This is a genomic window from Nocardioides sp. (assembly GCF_036405735.1).
Classification (GTDB): Bacteria; Actinomycetota; Actinomycetes; order Propionibacteriales; family Nocardioidaceae; genus Nocardioides.
Window position 1 is genome coordinate 23,866 of the sequence record NZ_DASWXC010000021.1, and the last position, 20,268, is coordinate 44,133.

A 20,268-nucleotide genomic window follows, 5' to 3' on the forward strand; every position below is an offset into this window, starting at 1 on the left:
CTTCGCGTGGACCATGTGGCGATGGTGATGGAGCAGTGGGCGCGGGAGCGGCCGGACCTCGACGTCTCGCCGCAGGCCGTGATCGCGCGGCTTCACCGGCTGGCGCTGCGGCTCACCGAGGAGCTCGTCGCCGGGTACGCGCGACACGGCCTCACGGAGGCGGAGTTCGACATCCTCGCCTCGCTGCGCCGGCAGGGGCCGCCGTACGCCCTGCCGGCGGGCGACCTGGCCGCCCAGACCATGGTGACCTCCGGGGCGATCACCAAGCGGGTGGACCGCTGCGTCGAGCGAGGGTGGGTGACCCGCTCGGTCAGCGAGCAGGACGCCCGAGGCCGGGTGATCGCGCTGACCGACAGGGGCCGCGAGCTGATCGACCGCGCCTTCGCCGACCACATCGCGAACGAGCACCGGCTGCTGGCGTCGTTCGGCGAGCGAGACCGGGCGACGCTCGCACGGCTGCTGCGGGCGTGGGCCGAGGAGCTCGACGGCGCGTCGTAGGCTGACCGCTCGTGAGCCGCGCCGTCCCGCCCCGCAAGCCGACCCCGCACCCCTCGGGCGCGACGCCGCCGCCCATCCCGCGCGCGCTCGTGCCCGAGCACGTGGCCGTCGTCATGGACGGCAACGGTCGGTGGGCCAAGGAGCGTGGACTGCCGCGGACCAAGGGCCACGAGGCGGGGGAGTCCTCGCTCTTCGACGTCGTCGAGGGCGCCATCGAGATCGGCGTGAAGGCGATCAGCGCCTACGCCTTCTCCACCGAGAACTGGTCGCGCTCGCCCGACGAGGTGAAGTTCCTGATGGGCTTCAACCGCGACGTCATCCGGCGCCGCCGCGACGAGATGCACGAGCTCGGCGTGCGGGTGCGCTGGGCCGGCCGGGCGCCGCGGCTGTGGAAGTCGGTCATCAGGGAGCTCCAGGTGGCCGAGGAGCTCACACGGCACAACACGGTCTGCACGCTGACGATGTGCGTCAACTACGGCGGCCGGGCCGAGATCGCGGACGCCGCGCGCCGTATCGGCGAGGACGTCGCCGCGGGCCGGCTGCGCGCCGACCGGATCGACGAGAGGACCTTCGCGCGCTACCTCTACGTCCCCGAGCTGCCCGACGCCGACCTGGTCTGGCGCACGAGCGGGGAGCAGCGGCTGTCGAACTTCATGCTCTGGCAGGCGGCGTACTCCGAGATGGTCTTCACCGACGTGCTCTGGCCCGACGTCGACCGCCGGCACCTGTGGGCCGCCATCGACACCTACGCGCGCCGGGACCGCCGGTACGGCGGGGCGGAGCCCAACCGGGTCTGATCCTCAGCCGACCGTCTCCTGCAGCCGGTGCTGCTCCTGCAGCAGGGTCGGCAGGTCCGGAGGAGGGCTGGCCTCCTGGCTGGTCACGACGTCCTCGAGCCGCACCGGCTCGGGCAGCTGCCGGAACCGGTTGGTGCCGCGCTCGCTCATGACGCGCTCCTCTCGTCCTGCGATCGAGAGTAGACCGCTCAGCGGCAGTCGCGGCAGGTTCCGAAGATCTCCAGCGTGTGGCTGACGTCGGCGAAGCCGTGCTCCTCGGCGATGGCCGACGTCCACCGCTCCACGGCCGGTCCCTCGACCTCGACGGTGCGGCCGCAGTCGCGGCACACGAGATGGTGGTGGTGGCTGTCGGAGCAGCGGCGGTAGATCGCCTCGCCGTCCTCGCTGCGCATCATGTCCACCTCGCCGGCCTCGGCGAGCTTCTGCAGGGTGCGGTACACCGTGGCGAGGCCGACCGACTCGCCGCGCCGGCCGAGCAGCTCGTGGATCTCCTGGGCCGACTGGAAGCCCTCGGTGGCCGCCAGCGCCTCGGCCACGGCGAGGCGCTGCTTGGTGGGACGCAGGCCGCCGGCGTCAGTGCTCGTCATAGTGCTGGCCTCCGCCCTCGACGTGGACGGCATGCCGGTGGCCGTCGTGGATGTAGTCGACGTGGTCACCGTGCGGCACCGCCACGTGGCCGCAGTCCTTCCCGTGCTCGTGCGGATGGGCGTCCTCGACCTCGTGCACATCCTCGGCGGGGACGTCGAGGAAGGGCGCGGTCAGGTGCCGGCGGCGCTGGAGCAGCGCCCCGACCGGCCACAGCGCCACGAACCCGGCCAGCGCCAGCAGCACGATCGTCGGGCCGGGCTGGACGTTGGCGCCGGCCCGAGAGACGACGGTCGCCAGGAGCAGGCCGCCGAACGACGCGGCCAGTCCGGCCAGCATGGCGGCGCGCAGCGTGCCCGCGAACGACGTCGTCACCTGCTGCACCGTCGCCACCGGGACCACCATCAGCGCCGAGACGAGCAGCAGGCCGACGGTGCGCATGGCGACGACCACGCTGAGGGCGGCGAGGACGGCCACGAGCATGTTGTAGAAGCGGACCCGCAGGCCCAGCACCCGCGCGTACTCCGGATCCTGGGAGACCGCGAAGATCTGCGGCGACAGGCCGAGGCAGAGCAGCACGACGAGGCTCGACAGCGCGATCGTCGTGACCAGGTCGCCCACGGAGAGCGTGAGCAGCGAGCCGAAGAGGAACTCCTGGAGCCGGGCCGTGCCCGTGCCGGCGAGGCCGGTGATGAAGACGCCACCCGCCAGGCCGCCGTAGAACAGCAGCGCCAGCGCGACGTCGCCGTGCGCTCCGCCGCGGTCACGGATCAGCTCGATCAGCAGGGCGCCGCCGATGGCGACCACGACCGCCATCCAGGTGGGAGAGGTCCCGGTCAGCAGGCCGAGGGCCACGCCGGTCACCGCGATGTGGCCGATGCCGTCACCCATCAGCGAGAGCCGCCGCTGGACGACGTACGTGCCGACGGCCGGTGCCGCGAGGCCGACGACGCACGCCGCGAGCATCGCGCGCTGCATGAAATCCTTGCTCAACAGCTCGAAGAGGCTCATCGGGGTCCCTCCAGCGGGCCGCGGACGTCGGGGCGGCGGTCGCCGATCCTCTCGGGGCCGTCGCGGTCGTCGTGGTGGTGGTGGTGCGAATGCGACTCGCCGAAGTCGGGGACGTGCACCTCGTGGTCGGCGAGCGGACCGCCGTCGTACGCCACCCGGCCGTCCCGCATGACCACGGCCCGGTCGACGAGGGAGGCCAGCGGGCCGAGCTCGTGGGCGACCAGGACGATCGTGGCGCCACGGGCCTTGAGCGCGGACAGCGTGTCGGCGAGGGCGACCTGGTTGGGCAGGTCGACACCCGCGGTGGGCTCGTCGAGAAGGAACAGCTCCGGCTCGCCGGCCAGGGCGCGCGCGATCAGCGCCCGCTGCTGCTGGCCGCCCGAGAGGTGGGAGATGCCGTCGTCGGCGCGGTCCGCGAGCCCGACGATGCGCAGCGCGCCGTCGATCGCCGCCCGATCCGCGGTGCTCAGCCGGCGGAACAGGCGCCGGTGCGTCAGTCGGCCCGACGCGACCACCTCGCGCACGGAGGCGGGTACGCCGGAGACGGCGCTGGTGCGCTGGGGCACATAGCCGATCCGATGCCAGTCGCGGAACTGGCCCAGTGGCGTCTCGTAGAGGAACAGCTCGCCGGCCGTCAGCTCGCGTAATCCGACCAGGGTCCGCACCAGGGTGGACTTGCCCGAGCCGTTCGCGCCCATGAGGGCGACGAACTCGCCGGCGCGAACCGTCAGGTCGACGCTGCGGAGGACCGGGCGGCCGTCGATGGCGACGTCACCGTGCCGCAGCCGGAGGAGAGGGCCGGTCACTGGCATCCGTTGGCTTCGCGCAGGGCAGCGAGGTTGGCGCGCATCAGGGAAAGATAGTCCTCGTCGGACGTCTCCTGCGACAGCCCCTCGATCGGGTCGAGGACCCCGACGGCGACGCCGGCGTCCTTGGCCAGTGACTCGGCGAGCTTCGGGCTGACCAGTCGCTCGGAGAACACGGTCGTCACCTGGTGCTCGCGGATGTGCTCGGCCAGCTCCGCGAGCTCGGCGGGGTTGGGCTCGGCGTCGGGGGTGAGGCCGGCGATGGACTCGAACTCCAGTCCGTAGCGCGCCAGGTAGCCGAAGGCGTCGTGCGCGACGACGACCTCGTGCCGCTCGCAGTCGGCGAGGCCGGTCGTGAACTCCTCGTCGAGCGACTCGAGGTCACTGCGCAGTGCCTCGGCGTTGGCGCGGTAGTCCTCGGTGTGCGTCTCGTCGACCTCGGCCAGTGCGTCGGCGACCGCGTCGCCGTAGTCGGCCATCAGCAGCGGGTCGTGCCAGAAGTGGGGGTCGGGGTCGCCGTGGTCGTGACCGTGCTCGTCGACGTGCTCGTCCGCCGCCTCCTCTTCGTGCTCCTCGACGGATCGCAGCTCGAGCACCTGCTCTGCGTCGACGAGGACGCCGTCAGCGTGCTGGTCGACGGCGTCGTCGATGGCCGGCTGGAAGCCGTGCTCGAACAACACGACGTCCGCGTCGCCGACGGCGGCGGTCTGGTTGATCGACAGCTCGAGGTCGTGCGGCTCGGTGCCGGGGGAGGTCAGACCCGCGACCTCGGCGTACTGGCCGGCGACGCGCGTGGCGACGAACTCGAGCGGGTAGAACGCCGCCGCCACCTGGGCGGTGCCCGCCTCCCCGTCACTGCTCCGCGCGGAGTCGGAGAACGCGCCGCACCCGGCGACCAGTGAGCCGAGGGCGAGGGTGGCGACGGCGGGGAGAAGTCTCTTCATGAGAACGATTCTCACCGTATTGAGAATGATTGTCAAAAGTGCTCGAAAGGTCCGGCTGTGAATGATGGAGCCGGACCGCGCCGCAGGAGGCATGCTGGTGCCCATGCGCATCCGACCGACACAGCCTGCGGACCACGCGAGGGTCGCCGAGATCGTCACGACCGCCTTCGGCGACGAAGGACCTCTCGTCTCCTCGCTGGTCAGCCGCCTGCGTCAGACCGGTCACGTCCGCGCCGCCCTCGTGGCCGAGGACGAGACCGGCGTGATCGGCCATGTCCAGCTGAACCGGTCCTGGCTCGACGCCCGGCGCCGGCTGGTGGAGGTGCTCGTCCTGAGCCCCCTCTCGGTCGCGCCGACGGCGCAACGTCGCGGCGTCGGAACCGACCTGCTCGCCGCCGCGCTGGCTGAGGCCGAGCGACTGGGTGCGCCGGCGGTCTTCGTCGAGGGCGGCTGGGGCTACTACGGCAAGCGCGGGTTCGGCAGGGCGTCCCTCCAGGGGTTCACGGCGCCGTCGGACCGCATCCCCGACCCCGCCTTCCAGGTCGCACTGCTGCCGGCGCTCGAGCCGTGGATGACCGGCGCGCTGGTGTACTGCGAGCCGTTCTGGGCGCTGGACTGCGTGGGTCTGCGAGACCCGCTCCTGGGGCAGATCGAAGCGACCCTGGACGCGTCCCAGTGATCGCCGTCGTCCGCTTCCGGCTGCCCGAGGGGTACGACGCCGAGGGGTTCCGTCTCGACCTCGAGTCGCTCCTCGGCGTACTCGCAGCGGCGGCCGGCTTCGAGGGCGGCACGATCGGGCGCAACGTCGACGACCCGGACCTGTGGCTGCTGACGACCACGTGGGTGAACCCCGGCGCCTACCGCCGGGCGCTCTCGCCGCACGAGGTGCGGCTGAGCCCGGTGTGGCGGGTGGCGGTGGACGAGCCGAGTGCCTACGAGCCGGTCGAGCCTGGGGGAGCGCTCAATATCGGGGCGGCGAGGTCGATAGGGTGAGGCTCCCCGGCGGAGCGACGCCGGGCTAGCCAACCCCGACACGAAGGCAGATCCTCCCGTGGCAAAGCCGCCCGCATCCACCGTCGACCACGTCGTCTCCCTCGCCAAGCGGCGCGGCTTCGTCTACCCGTGCGGTGAGATCTACGGCGGCACCCGCTCCGCCTGGGACTACGGCCCGCTCGGCGTGGAGCTGAAGGAGAACATCAAGCGCCAGTGGTGGCGCTCGATGGTGACCGGCCGCGACGACGTCGTGGGCCTGGACTCCAGCGTGATCCTCCCGCGGCAGACCTGGGAGGCGTCGGGCCACGTCGCGACGTTCAGCGACCCGCTGACCGAGTGCCAGTCGTGCCACAAGCGGTTCCGATTCGACCACCTGCAGGAGGCATTCGCGGAGAAGAAGGGTCTCGACGACCCGGACGCGGTCAGCGCCGACCAGATCGCCTGCCCCAACTGCGGCACGCGCGGCGCCTGGACAGAGCCGCGCCAGTTCTCCGGCCTGCTCAAGACCTACCTCGGTGTGGTCGAGGACGAGTCCGGCCTGCACTACCTGCGCCCGGAGACCGCGCAGGGCATCTTCCTCAACTTCGCCAACGTGCTGACCAGCCAGCGCATGAAGCCGCCGTTCGGCATCGCCCAGATCGGCAAGTCGTTCCGCAACGAGATCACGCCCGGCAACTTCATCTTCCGCACCCGCGAGTTCGAGCAGATGGAGATGGAGTTCTTCGTCAAGCCGGGCGAGGACGAGGACTGGCACCAGTACTGGATCGACACCCGCACGCAGTGGTACGTCGACCTCGGCATCGATCCCGACAACCTGCGGCACTACGAGCACGCCCAGGAGAAGCTCTCCCACTACTCCAAGCGCACCGTGGACATCGAGTACCGGTTCAACTTCGCCGGCTCGGAGTGGGGCGAGCTCGAGGGCATCGCGAACCGCACCGACTTCGACCTCTCGACGCACTCGAAGCACTCGGGCACCGACCTGTCGTACTTCGACCAGACGGCCAACGAGCGCTACGTCCCGTACGTCATCGAGCCGGCGGCCGGCCTGTCGCGGTCGCTGATGACGTTCCTGGTCGACGCCTACACCGAGGACGAGGCGCCCAACGCCAAGGGCGGCGTCGACAAGCGCACCGTGCTGCGGCTGGACCGTCGGCTCGCGCCGGTCAAGGCGGCCGTGCTGCCGCTCTCGCGCAACGAGGACCTCTCGCCGAAGGCGCGCGACCTCGCCAAGGAGCTGCGGCAGAGCTGGAACGTCGACTTCGACGACGCGGGCGCGATCGGCCGCCGCTACCGGCGCCAGGACGAGATCGGCACGCCGTTCTGCGTCACCGTCGACTTCGACACCCTCGAGGACCAGGCCGTCACCATCCGCGAGCGCGACAGCATGCAGCAGGAGCGCGTCTCCCTGGACCGGGTGACCGCCTACCTCGCGGAGCGTCTGGTCGGCTGCTGAGCATTCGGGACGGACGCCCGGAACGGGACCACAGGAACGGCTGAGGAGCGCTCGGAGGACGGCATGGGCACAGGCGTACGGCGGCGGCTGGCCGCCACGGGGGCTGCGCTGGGATCGCTGCTGCTGGTGACGACACTGGTCGGCTGCTCCGAGGAGCAGGAGCCTCGGACCGAGCGACCGACCCAGGGCTCCACGCAGGGCGCCACGCAGGGCTCCACGCAGGCACCGTACCTCCCGGTGCCGAGCGCCGTCGCGCTCACCGACGAGGGTGAACGACTCTCGCTGGGGCGCTCGGCGACGCTGGCGTGGCAGCCGCGCCAGGACCTGGTGGGCGTGATCCGCGCCAGCGTCGACCGCATCGAGCGCACCACCTTCGAGCAGTCCTTCAAGGAGTGGAAGGTCGCCGAGCAGATCCGGAGCTACACGCCGTACCTCGTGCACGCCCTGATCACGAACACCGGCGAGACCGACCTGGCCGGGCTGCCGCTGCCGCTCTACGGGCTGAGCGCCGCCGACGCGCTCGTCGAGCCGAGCACGTTCGCCAGCCGGTTCAAGCCGTGCCACCCGAGCACGTTGCCGAAGCCGTTCCCCGCCGGCGCCAGTGTCGGTGTCTGCCTGGTCTACCTGGTGCCCGACGGCGGTGAGCTCGCGGGCGTGGCGTTCCGGCCCTCGGAGGAGTTCCGGCCCATCACCTGGGCCGGTGCGATCGCCACCCTCACGCCCAGCCCCACCGCGAAGCCGAAGAAGCGACGCCCGGCCGCCGGTTGATCGAGCAGCGAAGGCGCCCGCTTCCCGCCGAGGCCTGAGCGTGTCGAGATCCCCGCAGCGACCGCCGCCCCATCAATCCATACATCTATGGAATGATGGAGTGAACGAAGGAGGCGGGAGATGGACGACGTGACCCGCAAGAACGCCCTGTATGCCGAGTTCGCTGCGATCGGCAAGGCGCTGGCCAACGCCGGCCGTATCGAGCTGCTCGACGTCCTCGCGCAGGGCCCGCGCAGCGTGGACGAGCTCGCCGAGGCGGCGGGCATGGGCTTGTCGACCTGCTCGGCACACCTGCAGTCACTGCGCGAGGCCGGCCTGGTCGGCTCGGTCCGGGACGGCAAGCGCGTCATCAACTTCCTGACCGACGAGGACGTGGCCCGGCTCCTGGTCGACCTGCGCTCGGTCGCCTCGCGGCACCGGCCCGGGACCGACCGCGCCCGCCGCGCCTACCTCGGGCCGGACGACACCGAGGCGATCACCCGGGCGGAGCTTCTTCGCCGCGCCGAGACCGGCGACCTGGTGATCCTGGACGTGCGGCCAGGTGTCGAGTACGCCGCCGGTCATCTACCCGGCGCGCTCAACATCCCGATCGCTGAGCTCGCAGAGCGGCTCGACGAGCTACCGCTCGACACCGAAGTCGTCGCCTACTGCCGCGGCGCCTTCTGCGTCATGGCCCATGAGGCGGTCCGCATCCTCACCGCCCACGGCTACCGCGCCCGCCGTACCGAGGACGGTGCGCTGGAGTGGCGGGCCGCCGGCCTCCTCCGACCGCTTCCCGCCGCCTGAGCGCGCCGACCGCAGCCGCTGCACGAGCCACCACCAGAGAGTCCTCATGTCGTCCGAACTGTCCGCGCCCACACCGATGCCCACACCCACGGTCACCGCCGACGACCAGCACCGCCTGTACCGGCGGACCTTGACGGTCGTCGTCATCTCCCAGGTCTTCGGCGGCGCCGGCCTGGCTGCCGGCGTCACCGTCGGCGCCCTGCTCGCGCAGGACATGCTCGGCGGTGCAGGCGCCGCCGGCCTCCCGGCCGGGCTGTTCACCCTCGGCTCCGCCCTCGCCGCGTTCACGGTCGGCCGGGTCTCCCAGCGCTCGGGTCGCCGCCTCGGGCTGGCCGGCGGCTTCCTCGTCGGCGCTCTCGGCGCGGCTGCCATCGTGCTCGCCGCGGTCCTCGACAACCCGATCCTCTTCTTCACCGCCCTCTTCGTGTACGGCGCCGGCACCGCCACCAACCTGCAGGCCAGGTATGCCGGAACCGACCTCGCACCACCACGGTCGCGCGGCACCGCCGTGTCGGTCGCGATGGTCTCGACCACGTTCGGTGCCGTCGCGGGTCCGAACTCGGTCGACCTCCTGGGAGAGCTCGCCGTGGGGCTGGGCATTCCGGCCCTGGCCGGTCCCTTCCTCCTCGCCGCGGTCGCGTACGGCCTGGCCGGCGTCGTCCTCTTCGTGTTCCTCCACCCGGACCCGCTGCTGGTCGCCCGGGACATCGCGCGTCAGCGCGAGGCGGCAGGCGACACCGGCACGCCCGGTGGCACCCGGGCCGCGCCGGTCGAGCCGACCGCGGGCTCGCCCCGCGGCGTCGCCGTCGGCGCGACCATCATGGTCCTCACCCAGATCGCCATGGTGGCGATCATGACGATGACCCCGGTGCACATGCGGCACCACCATCACAGCCTCGGCGACGTCGGGTTCGTCATCGGCATGCACATCGCGGCCATGTTCCTGCCGTCCCTGGTCACCGGCCGGCTCGTCGACCGCCTGGGCCGCCTGCCCATGGCCGTCGCCTCCGCAGCCACCCTTCTCGCAGCGGGGCTGGTCGCCGCCTTCGCCCCGGGCGACTCGATGGTCCTCCTGACCGTCGCGCTGGTCCTCCTGGGGCTCGGGTGGAACTTCGGCCTCATCAGCGGCACCGCGCTGCTCGTCGACGCGACCACCCTCGAGACCCGGGCGAGGACCCAGGGCTCCGTGGACGTGCTCGTCGCCGTCGCCGGTGCGGGCGGCGGCGCGCTCTCCGGCGTCGTCGTCGGGATGTCCAGCTTCGCCGCCCTCTCGCTCGGAGGAGGACTCCTCGCCCTGCTGCTCGTCCCCGCGGTGGGTGGTACCAGCGGCCAGGGTCGAGCCGGCCGTGACCCGCGGGCGCACCACGCGGTCGTCGAGCGCGACGATTCGGCCGCTTCCTCACGCGTTGCGGACAATGGGGCCATGACCTACCCGCCCCTGCGCCTCGGCGACCTCGAGGTCGCCACGCCGGTGGTGCTGGCCCCGATGGCCGGCATCACCAACGCGGCGTACCGCCGGCTGTGCGCCGAGCAGGGAGCGGGACTCTACGTCTGCGAGATGATCACCTCCCGCGGCCTGGTGGAGGGTGACCAGCACACCAGGGACATGCTGGTCTTCGACGAGCTCGAGACGGTCCGGAGCGTGCAGCTCTACGGCACCGACCCGGCGTACGTCGGCAAGGCCGCCGAGATCCTCTGCGCGGAGTACGGCGTCGCGCACATCGACCTCAACTTCGGTTGCCCGGTCCCCAAGGTCACCCGCAAGGGTGGCGGTGGCGCGCTGCCGTGGAAGCGGAACCTGCTCGGCGCCATCCTGGAGAACGCGGTGCAGGCCGCGTCGTCGTACGGCGTGCCCGTCACGATGAAGACCCGCAAGGGCATCGACGACGACCACCTCACCTTCCTCGACGCCGGGCGGATCGCCCAGGACAGCGGTGTGGCGGCCATCGCGCTGCACGGCCGCACGGTCTCGCAGGCCTACTCCGGCCAGGCCGACTGGGACGCGATCGCCGCGCTCAAGGCCAGCGTCGACATCCCGGTGCTGGGCAACGGCGACATCTGGGAGGCGGCCGACGCGCTGCGCATGGTGGAGGAGACCGGCGTCGACGGTGTCGTCATCGGCCGCGGGTGCCTGGGCCGGCCCTGGCTGTTCCGGGACCTGGCGGCGGCGTTCGCCGGTGACGAGGTCGCCACGCTGCCCACGCTGGGCGAGGTGGCCGACATGATGCGGCGCCACGCCGAGCTGCTGTGCCAGCACATGGGCGAGGAGCGCGGCTGCAAGGAGATCCGCAAGCACGTGACGTGGTACCTCAAGGGCTTCTCGGCCGGCGGCCGGATGCGCAAGGAGCTCGGCCTGGTGGACTCCCTCGCGGCCCTGGACGCACTGCTCGCCGAGCTCGATCGCGACGAGCCGTTCCCCGTCTCGGAGCTGGGCGCTCCGCGCGGCCGCCAGGGTGCGCCGCGCGACAAGGTCGTCCTTCCCGAGGGCTGGCTGGACGACACCGACGGGACCGGTTGCGCGATCGCCGAGGACACCGTCTCCGGCGGCTGAGATCCGGTGGCGGCCGGCGCGCTCTCCACAGTTGCGTGGAACCGGGTGACGAGAGACACCCCGTGACGTAGCCTCCCGATGCGGGATCGTCCGTGGAGCTGTGCTTCACTCGATGATCGCGCCGGCTGCCCGTGGGGGGGGTGGGGCGGTGCCGTCCTGTCGTCAATGCAAAGGATCAGCGCTGTGGCTCATGCTCGCCACAAGCGGGAAACCAATGCCCGCCGCCGTCCGACCGCCGCTGTGGTCGCCGCCCCGGTCGCCTTCGTCGCGACCGCTGCCGTGGTGACCGCCGGCGTCCTGGCCGGCGATCCGGTCGCGTCCAGCGACCACCAGCTCACCGCCCAGACCTCCGGGCAGTCCTCGGCCAACCGAGCCGCCGCCGCACTCGGCAGCGTCGCCGACCGGGAGGCGAGCGTGTCGCGCTCGTTGCCGCGCGGCGCCAAGAGCGCCGGTCCGACGGTGCCCAAGGACAAGGCCGCCCTGATGCTGGCGCCCGCGGCCGTGCGTGCCGCCGTCGCCGCCGCGCGGAGTGCCAAGACCAAGCTGTGGACCACCAGCGAGCTCAACCTGTGGAGCTCGCCGCGCGAGAAGGCCGAGCAGGTCGGTGTCCTCGCTGCGGGCGAGCACGTCCTCGTGACCGGCCGCAAGGTGCTCGATCGCGAGGAGGTCGTCGTCGAGGGCAAGGCCCGCTGGGTCACCGCCGGATACCTCTCCGAGGAGGAGCCGCCCGCGCTCGGCGGCGAGTGCACCAACGGCACCTCGGTGCCCGACGGCGTCAGCGAGAACGTCAAGAAGGTCCACGCGGCGGTCTGCGCGAACTTCCCCGACATCAGCACCTACGGCACCTTCCGCAGCGACGGCGAGCACAGCCAGGGCCTCGCGGTCGACATCATGGTCAGCGGCGCCGAGGGCTGGGACATCGCGGAGTTCCTGCGGGACAACTACGCCGACCTCGGGGTCAGCTACCTGATCTACGAGCAGCAGATCTGGTCGGTCGAGCGTGGCGGCGAAGGCTGGCGTGGCATGTCGGACCGCGGGTCGGCCACGGCCAACCACTTCGACCACGTCCACGTCACGACGTACTGAGCTGCGGCTCGCACGGCCTGAGCGGGCCGACGGGACTGTCGGTGGTCCCCGCTAGCGTCGGTGGTACTGGACCACCTCTCGCTCGGGACCGCCCATGACCATCGCCTTCGCCGCCGACACACCGCGGTTGCTGGCGTGCGTAGAGGTCCTGGAGGAGGCTCTCGGCGCGGTGGCCGACGCGGAGCCGGTGTTCCTGACCACGGAGCAGAAGGCTGACGCGATCCGGCGTCTGGCCCGCGTCGACGCCCGGCTCGCGGAGCTGCGGTTGCGGTTCCTGCCCGCATCGGGTGACGTTGCGGACGCGGTCGGCTCTCGTGACGTCGCAGCGTGGGTGGCGGCGGAGACGAGGCAGGACTTCGCCGCACCACGCGCCGACCTGGCACTCGCCGCATCGCTCGACCGGACCTATGAGTGTCTGCGCCACGCCCTGCGCGACGGAGATGTGAGTCTCGCTCAGGCGCGGGTCATCGTGAAGGCCCTCGACGACCTTCCCGACGACCTCGATCCGGCGGTCCGGCTGCTCGCCGAGAAGACGCTGGTCGCCGAGGCGGAGCACCACAGCCCGCACCGGCTGCGGATCCTGGGCCGCCGCATCCTCGAGATCGTCGCACCGGAGATCGCCGACGCGGAGGAGGCCAAGCGGCTCGAGGCCGAGGAGGCACACGCCCGCGCCCGGACGAAGCTGACCTTGAAGACGCTGGGCGACGGCACCACCCGCATCTCCGGCGTCCTGCCGGACCAGACGGCGCACCGGCTCGCGACCTACCTCCATGCCTTCACCAATCCGCGCCGGCAGGACGGGACCGAGGCCCAGGCGTACGCCGGCTCGTACCCGCGTCGGCTGGGACAGGCGTTCTGTCAGTTCCTCGAGACGGCCGACCCCGACCGCCTTCCGGTCCACGGCGGGGACGCGACCACCCTGGTGGTCACCATCGACCTCGACCAGTTGAGACACGACGTCGGCCTGGGCCAGGTCATCGGCGGCGACGGGCTCTCAGCGACAGAGACCCGCCGCCTGGCCTGCACCGCGACCGTCATCCCGGCGGTGCTGGGCGGGCGTGGGGAGGTGCTCGACCTGGGCCGCGGTCGGCGACTCTTCGACAAGGCGCAGCGCAAGGCGCTGCTGGTGCGCGACCGGACCTGCCGCGCCGAGGGCTGTGACATCCCCGGGACGTGGTGCGAGGCCCATCACTGGCTCGCGTGGGCGCGGGGTGGCAGCACCACGCTCGAGAACGGTGTCCTCCTCTGCGGCCACCACCATCACCGCGCTCACGACCCCACCTACACCGGCGTACGCCTTCCCAACGGCGACGTCAGGTTCCACCGACGCCCCTAGGCGGACCCGGACGCTCGGGATCGTCACGGCCGCCTGTCTCCAACCAGGACCGGCCGACGTACGCCCGTGTGCCCGGTGGCAGCTCGACGGGCTCGTCCCAGATGAGCCGACGGCACCACGCCATGACCTCGCGGTGGTCGGGGCCGGAGCCGTCGCTGCTCGTGCCACCGCCCTCGGGGGACCAGTGCGCCTGCCATGCCTCGCCGTCACCCGCCCAGCGTGGGGATCCGCGGTGGCTCCTGTGGAGCAACCGGGCGCCGTCCACTGTCCGAGGCCCGCCGTAGCATGCACGACGTGGACGCCACCGACGATCTCTACGACGCCGCAGCCCGCGAGCGGCGCGTCGCCGAGCCGCCGAAGCGGGTCGCCGCGCCGGAGCGCACGCCGTTCGAGCGCGACCGGGCCCGCGTCGTCCACGCCGCCTCGTCGCGCCGGCTGGCCGCCAAGACGCAGGTCGTGGGGCCGCAGTCCGACGACTTCGTGCGCAACCGACTGACCCACAGCCTCGAGGTCGCCCAGGTCGCCCGTGACCTGTCCCGGGCGCTGGGCAGTCAGCCCGACCTCGCCGAGACCGCGGCGCTCGCCCACGACCTCGGCCACCCGCCGTTCGGCCACAACGGCGAGGAGGTGCTGTCCGCGCTGGCTGCCGAGTGCGGTGGCTTCGAGGGCAACGCCCAGACGCTGCGGATCCTCACCCGTCTCGAGGCCAAGACCTTCGACGACGACGGTGAGAGCGTCGGTCTCAACCTCACCCGGGCGACGCTCGACGCCTGCACCAAGTACCCCTGGCGTCGCGACGAGGCGCCGGGGCCGACCGGAGCGCGCCCGAAGTTCGGCGTCTACGACGACGACCTCGCCGTCTTCGCCTGGCTGCGCACGCCCGAGACTGGACACCGCCGCTGCGTCGAGGCGCAGATCATGGACCTCGCCGACGACGTGGCCTACTCCGTGCACGACGTGGAGGACGGCGTCGTCGCGGGCCGGATCGACCTGACCCGGGTCGACGTCGCGGCCGTGGGGGAGGCGGTGCGCTCCTGGTACCTCCCCGAGGCGACCGACCCCGAGGTCGCCTCGACCCTGGCCGGACTGCGCGAGGTGGGCAGCTGGCCGACGACGCGCTACGACGGCACCCGCCGCACCCTGGCCGCCCTGAAGAACCTCACCAGCGACCTGATCGGCCGCTTCTGCGGTGCCGTGCAGTCCGCCACGCACGAGAGCGGGCCAGGACCGTTCGTCCGGTTCCGCGGCGACCTGGTGGTGCCGGCGCAGACCCAGCGGGAGATCGCGGTCCTCAAGGGCATCGCCGCCCACTACGTCATGCAGACCGACGACCGGATCGCCCTCATGAGCCGCCAGCGCGAGCTGCTGGCCGAGCTGGTCGCCGAGCTCGTCGGCCGCGGCCCGGACGCCCTGGACCGGCAGTTCGCCGACGACTGGGCGGCAGCCGGAGACGACGCCGGCCGGCTGCGCGTCGTCATCGACCAGGTCGCCTCCCTCACCGACGTCACGGCGCTCGCCTGGCACGAGCGCCTGGTCCGCAGGCGCGCGTCGTGACCGCCGACCGGCCGTTGGTCTGGCTGCCCTTCGACCCCGCCGAGCTGGGCGAGGCGCCGGCCGGACTGCGCTACGAGGTGGTCGACCCGACCCGTCACGTGCCGGAGTCGGTGGGCGAGGTCGAGCTCTACGTCACGCCGTACCGCATGGCTCCGGAGGTGGCCGACGTGTTGCCGCGGATGACATCCCTGCGGGTGGTGCAGACCCTGTCCGCCGGCGTCGACAACGTCCGGGGCCGGATCCCCGCCGGGGTGACCCTCTGCAACGGCCGCGGCATCCACGAGACCTCGACCGCTGAGCTGACGCTGGCGCTCATCCTGGCCAGCCTGCGCGGCCTGCCGCGGTTCGTGCGTCAGCAGGACCGCCACGAGTGGCGCGGTGGGTTCGAGGAGTCGCTGGCCGACAAGCGGGTGCTCATCGTCGGGTACGGCGCCGTCGGCGCCGCGATCGAGGCCCGGCTGCTCCCGTTCGAGACCGAGGTGGTCCGCGTGGCGCGCACGGCTCGCGACGGCGTCCAAGCCATCGCCGAGCTGCCTGGCCTGCTGCCGACAGCCGACGTCGTCGTGCTCGTCGTCCCGCTGACCGACGAGACCCGCGGGCTGGTGGACGCGCCGTTCCTTGACCGGATGAAGCAGGGCGCGCTGCTGGTCAACGTCGCCCGCGGCGCCGTCGTGGTGACCGAGGACCTCCTCGCCGCGCTGGAGGCCGGTCGGATCCGGGCAGCCGTGGACGTCGCCGACACCGAGCCGCTGCCGGCCGACCATCCGCTCTGGACCGCACCCGGGCTGCTCCTCAGCCCCCACGTCGGTGGTGCGAGCACGGCGATGTGGCCGCGGGCCTACCGGCTGGTGCGCTCGCAGCTGGAGCGGTTCGCGGCCGGCGAGCCGCTCGCGAACGTCATGACGGGGGAGTACTGACCCCCCCGACCTGTGGATCGGCGGCGTGCCGACGTACGCCGGACCGTAGGATCGCCCCGTGGCCGGTCGCATCCTCGAGAAGAGCATCGCGGAGGTGCGCGAGAAGGCCCGGATCGAGGACATCGTCGGGCAGTACGTCACCCTGCGCAACGCGGGCGGCGGATCGCTGAAGGGGCTGTGCCCGTTCCACGACGAGAAGTCGCCGTCGTTCAACGTGACGCCGAGCCGGCAGTTCTACCACTGCCTGGCGGGTGAGACGCGCGTGCTCACTTGGGAGGGCGTCAAGGAGATCCGAGATCTCGCGGGCGGCGTCCACCGGATCCTGAATCGGTACGGCGACTGGGTGGAGGCGCCCTTCAAGGCGTACGGCGTCCAGCGCCTCCACCGCATCACGCTGACCCGCAACCGCCAGGTGAAGGAGATCTACGCGACCGACGGGCACCGCTGGTTCGTTCGGTCCGGCAAGGACCGGAGTCGCCAGCGAGAGGTCCTCACGACGGACTTGAAGCCAGGCGATCGGCTCGTCACGGTGTTCCCACGGCGGAGGACCAGTCGCACAACACCGTCGCCCTTCGGCATCGCCCATGGCTTCACCTACGGTGACGGGACTCGGAACGGAACGGGGAGCATGGCGCTGCTGTGTCCGCCGAAGGACCTGGCGATGCTGAAGTGGTTCCCGAACAGCCACACCTCTGCCAGCGGCGACAACCTCCTCGTCCACCATCTGCCGGCGTTCTTCAAGTCGCTGCCCCCGCTCGACGAGTCGGTGTCGTATCTGTACGGCTGGCTAGCGGGCTACTTCGCAGCCGACGGGTGCGTCGCGAAGGACGGCACGGTCATGCTCAACTCGGCGAACCGAGAGGATCTCGAGTTCGTGCGGACCCTGGCGACGCGGCTCGGGATCGCCACGTATGGCATCACGGTCCAAAGCCGAGTCGGCATCGGTCACAGAGAGCCGACGGACCTCTACCGAGTGCATTTCGTCAACGACGATCTGGGCGAGTCGTTCTTCCTGCTCGACGAGCACCGCCGTCGCTTCGTCGAGGCCGAGAAGCAGTTCGCTCGACGTGGCTGGGTCGTTCAGAGTGTCGCGGAATCCGAGCGCGTCGAGGAGGTCTTCTGCGCCGAGGTCGACGAGGGTCACGCCTTCACGCTCGAGGACAACATCCTCACCGGAAACTGCTTCGGCTGCGGCGAGGGCGGCGACGTCATCAGCTTCCTGATGAAGATCGACGGGCTCAACTTCGGCGAGGTCGTCGAGCGCCTCGCGGAGAAGTACGGCGTCCCGCTGGAGCGGGAGGACGGCGACGGACCACAGGAGCGACGCGGCCCGCAGCGCGGCAAGCTGATCGAGGCGCACCGGATCGCCCAGGAGTTCTACGCCGAGCAGCTGATGAGCCCCGACGCGCTCACCGCCCGGCAGTTCCTGGCCGAGCGGCAGTTCGAGCAGCAGCACGCGCTCCAGTTCGGCATCGGCTTCGCCCCACGCGACGGTCAGTCGCTCTTCCGCCACCTGCGCGGTCGCGGCTTCAGCGAGGAGGAGATCGTCGTCGCGGGCCTGGGTCGGCAGTACGGCAAGGACGTCTTCCAGGGCCGGCTGCTGTGGCCGATCCGCGACGCCTCGGGCGACGTCATCGGGTTCGGGGCCCGCAAGCTCTTCGACGACGACCGGATGCAGGGCAAGTACGTCAACACCTCCGAGACGCCGATCTACAAGAAGAACCAGGTGCTCTACGGCATCGACCTGGCCCGCACCGGCATGCGGCAGACCGGCCAGGCCGTGGTGGTCGAGGGCTACACCGACGTGATGGCCTGCCACCTGGCCGGCGTCACGACCGCCGTCGCGACCTGCGGCACGTCGTTCACCAGCGACCACGGCAAGGTGCTGCGCCGCTTCATGGCCGACTTCAAGGGCTCCCAGGGCGAGGTCGTCTTCACCTTCGACGGCGACAAGGCCGGCCAGGCGGCCGCGATGAAGGTCTTCGCCGGGGACCAGGAGTTCGTCTCGCAGACCTACGTCGCCGTCGCCCCCGAGGGACTGGACCCGTGCGACCTGCGCATCAAGGAGGGCGACGAGGCGGTCCGCGGCCTGGTCGCCAGCCGGCAGCCGCTCTACGAGTTCGTGCTCGGCAACGTCGTGGGCCGCTACGACCTCGATCGCGCCGACGGCCGGGTGGACGCGCTGCGCGAGGCCGCGCCATTGGTGGCGAGCATCCGCGACAAGAGCAAGGTCGAGGCGTTCGTCCGCGAGCTCGCCCGCATGGTCGGGGTCGACGTGGACGAGGCCCGCGCGGAGGTACGCCGAGCCGGCGCCCGTCGTCCCGCACCGGCCCCTCGTGACCGGGCGGTCGCGGCCGCCCCGCCCGCCGAGACCGCGGCGCCGGCCGCCCCGCCGACACCGCCGTTGCCGGACCCGCGCGACCCGCGGCTGCTGGTCGAGCGCAGCACGCTCAAGCTCGTCGTGCAGCACCCGATCGCCATCGGACGCACCACCGCCGACATCACCGCGAGCGACTTCAGCCACCCCGCCTACCGCGCGGTGTGGCAGCTGGTCGAGCAGGCCGGTGGCCTGGCGGCCGGCGCGGACGACCCCGGCTGGGCGGGACGGCTGCGCGACGCGGCCGCGCACCCCGCCCTGCAGAACCTCGTCAGTGCGCTCGCGGTCGAGCCGCTGCCCGCGAAGGAGCCGGGGCCGGCGTACGTCCTCGAGCATGTCGTCCGGCTGCGGGAGGCGGCGCTGGCCCGGCGCATCGCCGACGCGCACAGCCGGCTGCAGCGGGCCGACCCGACGGCCGACCCGGATGCCTACCGCGCCATGGTGGTGGAGCTCAACGGGCTGGAGCAGCAGCGTCGGGCGCTGCGCGATCGGATCACCGTTCAGTGAGCGCCGGCATCGACGTGCCCCGCGGCGAGCGGCTGCTCGCTGTCGCCGACACGGACGAGGGTCCGGTCGGCGGCACGCGTGCGGCGCTGTACCTGCGCGGCCGGCGCATCCCCTGGGAGCAGCTCGACGCGGCGGCCTGGGACAGCGAGGCCGGCGTGCTGACGCTCACCGAGGTCGGCACGTGGGGCGAGCCGGTGCCGACGCACCGGGTCGCGCTCTCCGACGAGCGCCGGCTGCTGGAGCTCGTGCGCGAGCGGGTGACGGCCAGCGTGGTGCTGCAGCGCGGCTTCGAGCACGGCCGCATCATCGCCCGACGCTCACCCACGGGCGCCGGCGACGTCGCCTGGTTCGTGGCGTACGACGCCGGCGTGGACCCCGGCGACCCGGTGGTCGCGGCCGCGGCCGACCGGGCGCTCACCGCGGCGCGCGGCGACATCGGCGAGTGACCGCGATTTCGGAGTAGGCCCTGTCATTGCTATGGTTTCGCCCGCTGCCAAGCGATCCCCTGTAGCTCAACTGGCAGAGCATGCGACTGTTAATCGCAGGGTTGTTGGTTCGAGTCCAACCGGGGGAGCCAAGGAAGGCCGTTCGACCCATCGGGGTCGGCGGCCTTTTCGCGTCTCCTGGCACCGATCTCCTCCACCGACGAAGCGGCTAGCCTGACGACGTGTTCTTGGAGAACGTTGTCTTCGACGCCACCGACCCGCAGGCACTGGGCCGCTCCTGGGAGGCGCGGCTCGGCACCGAGCAGCTGACCGATGAGGAAGCGGGCTACGAGACCCGCCTCGAGGTGCCCGGCGGACCGGTGCTGGACCTGTGCTTCCAACGCGTGCCCGAGCAGCCGGCGGAGCGCGAACGGCTGCGCTTCGACGTCGTGGGCGAGGATCCGGCGAAGCTCACCGCAATCCTCCTGGAGGCGGCCGACCCGGTCCGCGACGCGGAGTTCTGGGCGTGGCTGACCGGCTGGACTCCGACCGGCGCCGGCGGCCTGCGTCATCCGTCGGGTCTCGGACCGGTCCTGCGGTTGGTACCCGAGGCCGAGCCCAAGGGCCTCGCCAAGAACCGGGTGCATCTCGACGTCCGACTCGAACAGGGTGAGGACGCCGACACGGTCGAGCGCGAGATCTTCGAGCGCGGCGGCACCGTCCTCGACGCCGACTGGGGCGATCTGCCCTGGCGCAGCTACGTGGACCCGTCCGGCAACGAGTTCTGCGTGCTGCCGGCGCACAGCTGAGGCGTCGCCAACCGGGACGTAGCGGGCGCTGCATCGCGCCGCTGGCCCGGGGGTACCAGTGC

General features: G+C 71.9%; 20 protein-coding genes, 1 tRNA gene and 2 pseudogenes. 18 read left to right on the forward strand and 5 right to left on the reverse strand.

Translation table 11 applies throughout. The features are described from left to right. Positions 1 to 6: 6 nt before the first annotated feature. Together VGE38_RS03850 and VGE38_RS03855 are read left to right on the forward strand one after the other, a co-directional pair. On the forward strand, positions 7 to 498 hold the full coding sequence (locus VGE38_RS03850; protein WP_331141218.1) for a MarR family winged helix-turn-helix transcriptional regulator: 492 nt from the start codon (positions 7 to 9) through the stop codon (positions 496 to 498). A gap of 11 nt (positions 499 to 509) precedes the next feature. After that, on the forward strand, positions 510 to 1,295 hold the full coding sequence (locus VGE38_RS03855) for an isoprenyl transferase (RefSeq protein WP_331141219.1): 786 nt from the start codon (positions 510 to 512) through the stop codon (positions 1,293 to 1,295). A 3-nt stretch (positions 1,296 to 1,298) separates the two neighbouring features. On the opposite strand, the gene VGE38_RS03860 is transcribed toward VGE38_RS03855, so the two are convergent. Genes VGE38_RS03860 through VGE38_RS03880 form a run of 5 tightly spaced genes read right to left on the reverse strand, consistent with a single transcriptional unit; the run spans position 1,299 to position 4,641 of the window. Next, positions 1,299 to 1,445 (reverse strand): hypothetical protein, encoded by a 147-nt coding sequence (locus tag VGE38_RS03860; protein WP_331141220.1) that lies wholly within the window; start codon positions 1,443 to 1,445, stop codon positions 1,299 to 1,301. A 38-nt stretch (positions 1,446 to 1,483) separates the two neighbouring features. Next, positions 1,484 to 1,882, reverse strand: coding sequence for a Fur family transcriptional regulator (locus tag VGE38_RS03865; protein WP_331141221.1), 399 nt, complete (start codon positions 1,880 to 1,882; stop codon positions 1,484 to 1,486). Beyond that, the gene (locus tag VGE38_RS03870; RefSeq protein WP_331141222.1) at positions 1,869 to 2,891 is read right to left on the reverse strand and encodes a metal ABC transporter permease; all 1,023 of its coding nucleotides are present in this window, start codon (positions 2,889 to 2,891) and stop codon (positions 1,869 to 1,871) included. Before VGE38_RS03870 ends, VGE38_RS03865 begins: the two co-directional genes overlap by 14 nt. Beyond that, positions 2,888 to 3,703, reverse strand: a complete 816-nt coding sequence (locus VGE38_RS03875) for a metal ABC transporter ATP-binding protein (RefSeq protein ID WP_414690890.1) — start codon at positions 3,701 to 3,703, stop codon at positions 2,888 to 2,890. The genes VGE38_RS03870 and VGE38_RS03875 overlap by 4 nt, the downstream gene beginning before the upstream one ends. Further along, entirely contained in the window at positions 3,694 to 4,641 is a 948-nt protein-coding gene (locus tag VGE38_RS03880) for a metal ABC transporter substrate-binding protein (RefSeq protein WP_331141224.1), read from the reverse strand. Before VGE38_RS03880 ends, VGE38_RS03875 begins: the two co-directional genes overlap by 10 nt. Before the next feature lie 103 nt (positions 4,642 to 4,744). Here VGE38_RS03880 and VGE38_RS03885 point away from each other — a divergent pair, with 103 nt between their 5' ends. The 16 genes and pseudogenes from VGE38_RS03885 to VGE38_RS03960 all read left to right on the forward strand — a co-directional run bounded on the left by VGE38_RS03885 (position 4,745) and on the right by VGE38_RS03960 (position 20,206). Next, the gene (locus VGE38_RS03885; RefSeq protein ID WP_331141225.1) at positions 4,745 to 5,320 is read left to right on the forward strand and encodes a GNAT family N-acetyltransferase; all 576 of its coding nucleotides are present in this window, start codon (positions 4,745 to 4,747) and stop codon (positions 5,318 to 5,320) included. Then, positions 5,317 to 5,634: an antibiotic biosynthesis monooxygenase family protein gene (locus VGE38_RS03890; RefSeq protein WP_331141226.1), complete on the forward strand. Its 318-nt coding sequence runs from the start codon at positions 5,317 to 5,319 to the stop codon at positions 5,632 to 5,634. The genes VGE38_RS03885 and VGE38_RS03890 overlap by 4 nt, the downstream gene beginning before the upstream one ends. Positions 5,635 to 5,692: 58 nt before the next feature. Then, on the forward strand, positions 5,693 to 7,090 hold the full coding sequence (locus VGE38_RS03895) for a glycine--tRNA ligase (protein WP_331141227.1): 1,398 nt from the start codon (positions 5,693 to 5,695) through the stop codon (positions 7,088 to 7,090). 63 nt (positions 7,091 to 7,153) lie between these two features. Beyond that, entirely contained in the window at positions 7,154 to 7,858 is a 705-nt protein-coding gene (locus VGE38_RS03900; protein ID WP_331141228.1) for a hypothetical protein, read from the forward strand. Between the two features lie 120 nt (positions 7,859 to 7,978). Continuing rightward, entirely contained in the window at positions 7,979 to 8,644 is a 666-nt protein-coding gene (locus tag VGE38_RS03905; RefSeq protein WP_331141229.1) for an ArsR/SmtB family transcription factor, read from the forward strand. Positions 8,645 to 8,720: 76 nt separating this feature from the next. Beyond that, positions 8,721 to 9,935 (forward strand): annotated as a pseudogene (locus VGE38_RS03910) (MFS transporter); the annotation flags it as partial. A 132-nt stretch (positions 9,936 to 10,067) separates the two neighbouring features. Then, entirely contained in the window at positions 10,068 to 11,195 is a 1,128-nt protein-coding gene (gene dusB, locus VGE38_RS03915; RefSeq protein ID WP_331141250.1) for a tRNA dihydrouridine synthase DusB, read from the forward strand. 183 nt (positions 11,196 to 11,378) lie between these two features. Beyond that, positions 11,379 to 12,281, forward strand: coding sequence for a VldE C-terminal domain-containing protein (locus VGE38_RS03920; RefSeq protein WP_331141230.1), 903 nt, complete (start codon positions 11,379 to 11,381; stop codon positions 12,279 to 12,281). A gap of 94 nt (positions 12,282 to 12,375) precedes the next feature. Then, a complete protein-coding gene (locus VGE38_RS03925) occupies positions 12,376 to 13,617 on the forward strand; it encodes an HNH endonuclease signature motif containing protein (RefSeq protein WP_331141231.1) in 1,242 nt (413 codons plus the stop codon). Between the two features lie 294 nt (positions 13,618 to 13,911). Next, the gene (locus VGE38_RS03930) at positions 13,912 to 15,171 is read left to right on the forward strand and encodes a deoxyguanosinetriphosphate triphosphohydrolase (protein ID WP_331141232.1); all 1,260 of its coding nucleotides are present in this window, start codon (positions 13,912 to 13,914) and stop codon (positions 15,169 to 15,171) included. Beyond that, complete coding sequence (locus VGE38_RS03935; RefSeq protein ID WP_331141233.1) at positions 15,168 to 16,088, forward strand: 2-hydroxyacid dehydrogenase; 921 nt, start codon at positions 15,168 to 15,170, stop codon at positions 16,086 to 16,088. Before VGE38_RS03930 ends, VGE38_RS03935 begins: the two co-directional genes overlap by 4 nt. A gap of 58 nt (positions 16,089 to 16,146) precedes the next feature. Next, positions 16,147 to 16,332, forward strand: a pseudogene (locus tag VGE38_RS03940) (CHC2 zinc finger domain-containing protein); the annotation flags it as partial. A 417-nt stretch (positions 16,333 to 16,749) separates the two neighbouring features. Then, positions 16,750 to 18,972 (forward strand): DNA primase, encoded by a 2,223-nt coding sequence (dnaG, locus tag VGE38_RS03945; protein WP_331141251.1) that lies wholly within the window; start codon positions 16,750 to 16,752, stop codon positions 18,970 to 18,972. Continuing rightward, entirely contained in the window at positions 18,969 to 19,418 is a 450-nt protein-coding gene (locus tag VGE38_RS03950; protein ID WP_331141234.1) for a hypothetical protein, read from the forward strand. Before dnaG ends, VGE38_RS03950 begins: the two co-directional genes overlap by 4 nt. A gap of 55 nt (positions 19,419 to 19,473) precedes the next feature. Further along, a tRNA-Asn gene (locus VGE38_RS03955) sits at positions 19,474 to 19,549 on the forward strand. A gap of 90 nt (positions 19,550 to 19,639) precedes the next feature. Then, positions 19,640 to 20,206: a VOC family protein gene (locus VGE38_RS03960; RefSeq protein WP_331141235.1), complete on the forward strand. Its 567-nt coding sequence runs from the start codon at positions 19,640 to 19,642 to the stop codon at positions 20,204 to 20,206. Positions 20,207 to 20,268 lie beyond the last annotated feature (62 nt).

Coding starts and splice junctions, on each gene's coding strand:
- VGE38_RS03860 (WP_331141220.1), bottom strand. CDS start 1,445: ATGAGCGAGCGCGGCACCAACCGGTTCCGGCAGCTGCCCGAGCCGGTG.
- VGE38_RS03865 (WP_331141221.1), bottom strand. CDS start 1,882: ATGACGAGCACTGACGCCGGCGGCCTGCGTCCCACCAAGCAGCGCCTC.
- VGE38_RS03870 (WP_331141222.1), bottom strand. CDS start 2,891: ATGAGCCTCTTCGAGCTGTTGAGCAAGGATTTCATGCAGCGCGCGATG.
- VGE38_RS03875 (WP_414690890.1), bottom strand. CDS start 3,703: ATGCCAGTGACCGGCCCTCTCCTCCGGCTGCGGCACGGTGACGTCGCC.
- VGE38_RS03880 (WP_331141224.1), bottom strand. CDS start 4,641: ATGAAGAGACTTCTCCCCGCCGTCGCCACCCTCGCCCTCGGCTCACTG.
- VGE38_RS03885 (WP_331141225.1), top strand. CDS start 4,745: ATGCGCATCCGACCGACACAGCCTGCGGACCACGCGAGGGTCGCCGAG.
- VGE38_RS03900 (WP_331141228.1), top strand. CDS start 7,154: ATGGGCACAGGCGTACGGCGGCGGCTGGCCGCCACGGGGGCTGCGCTG.
- VGE38_RS03905 (WP_331141229.1), top strand. CDS start 7,979: ATGGACGACGTGACCCGCAAGAACGCCCTGTATGCCGAGTTCGCTGCG.
- dusB (WP_331141250.1), top strand. CDS start 10,068: ATGACCTACCCGCCCCTGCGCCTCGGCGACCTCGAGGTCGCCACGCCG.
- VGE38_RS03925 (WP_331141231.1), top strand. CDS start 12,376: ATGACCATCGCCTTCGCCGCCGACACACCGCGGTTGCTGGCGTGCGTA.
- dnaG (WP_331141251.1), top strand. CDS start 16,750: ATGCTGAAGTGGTTCCCGAACAGCCACACCTCTGCCAGCGGCGACAAC.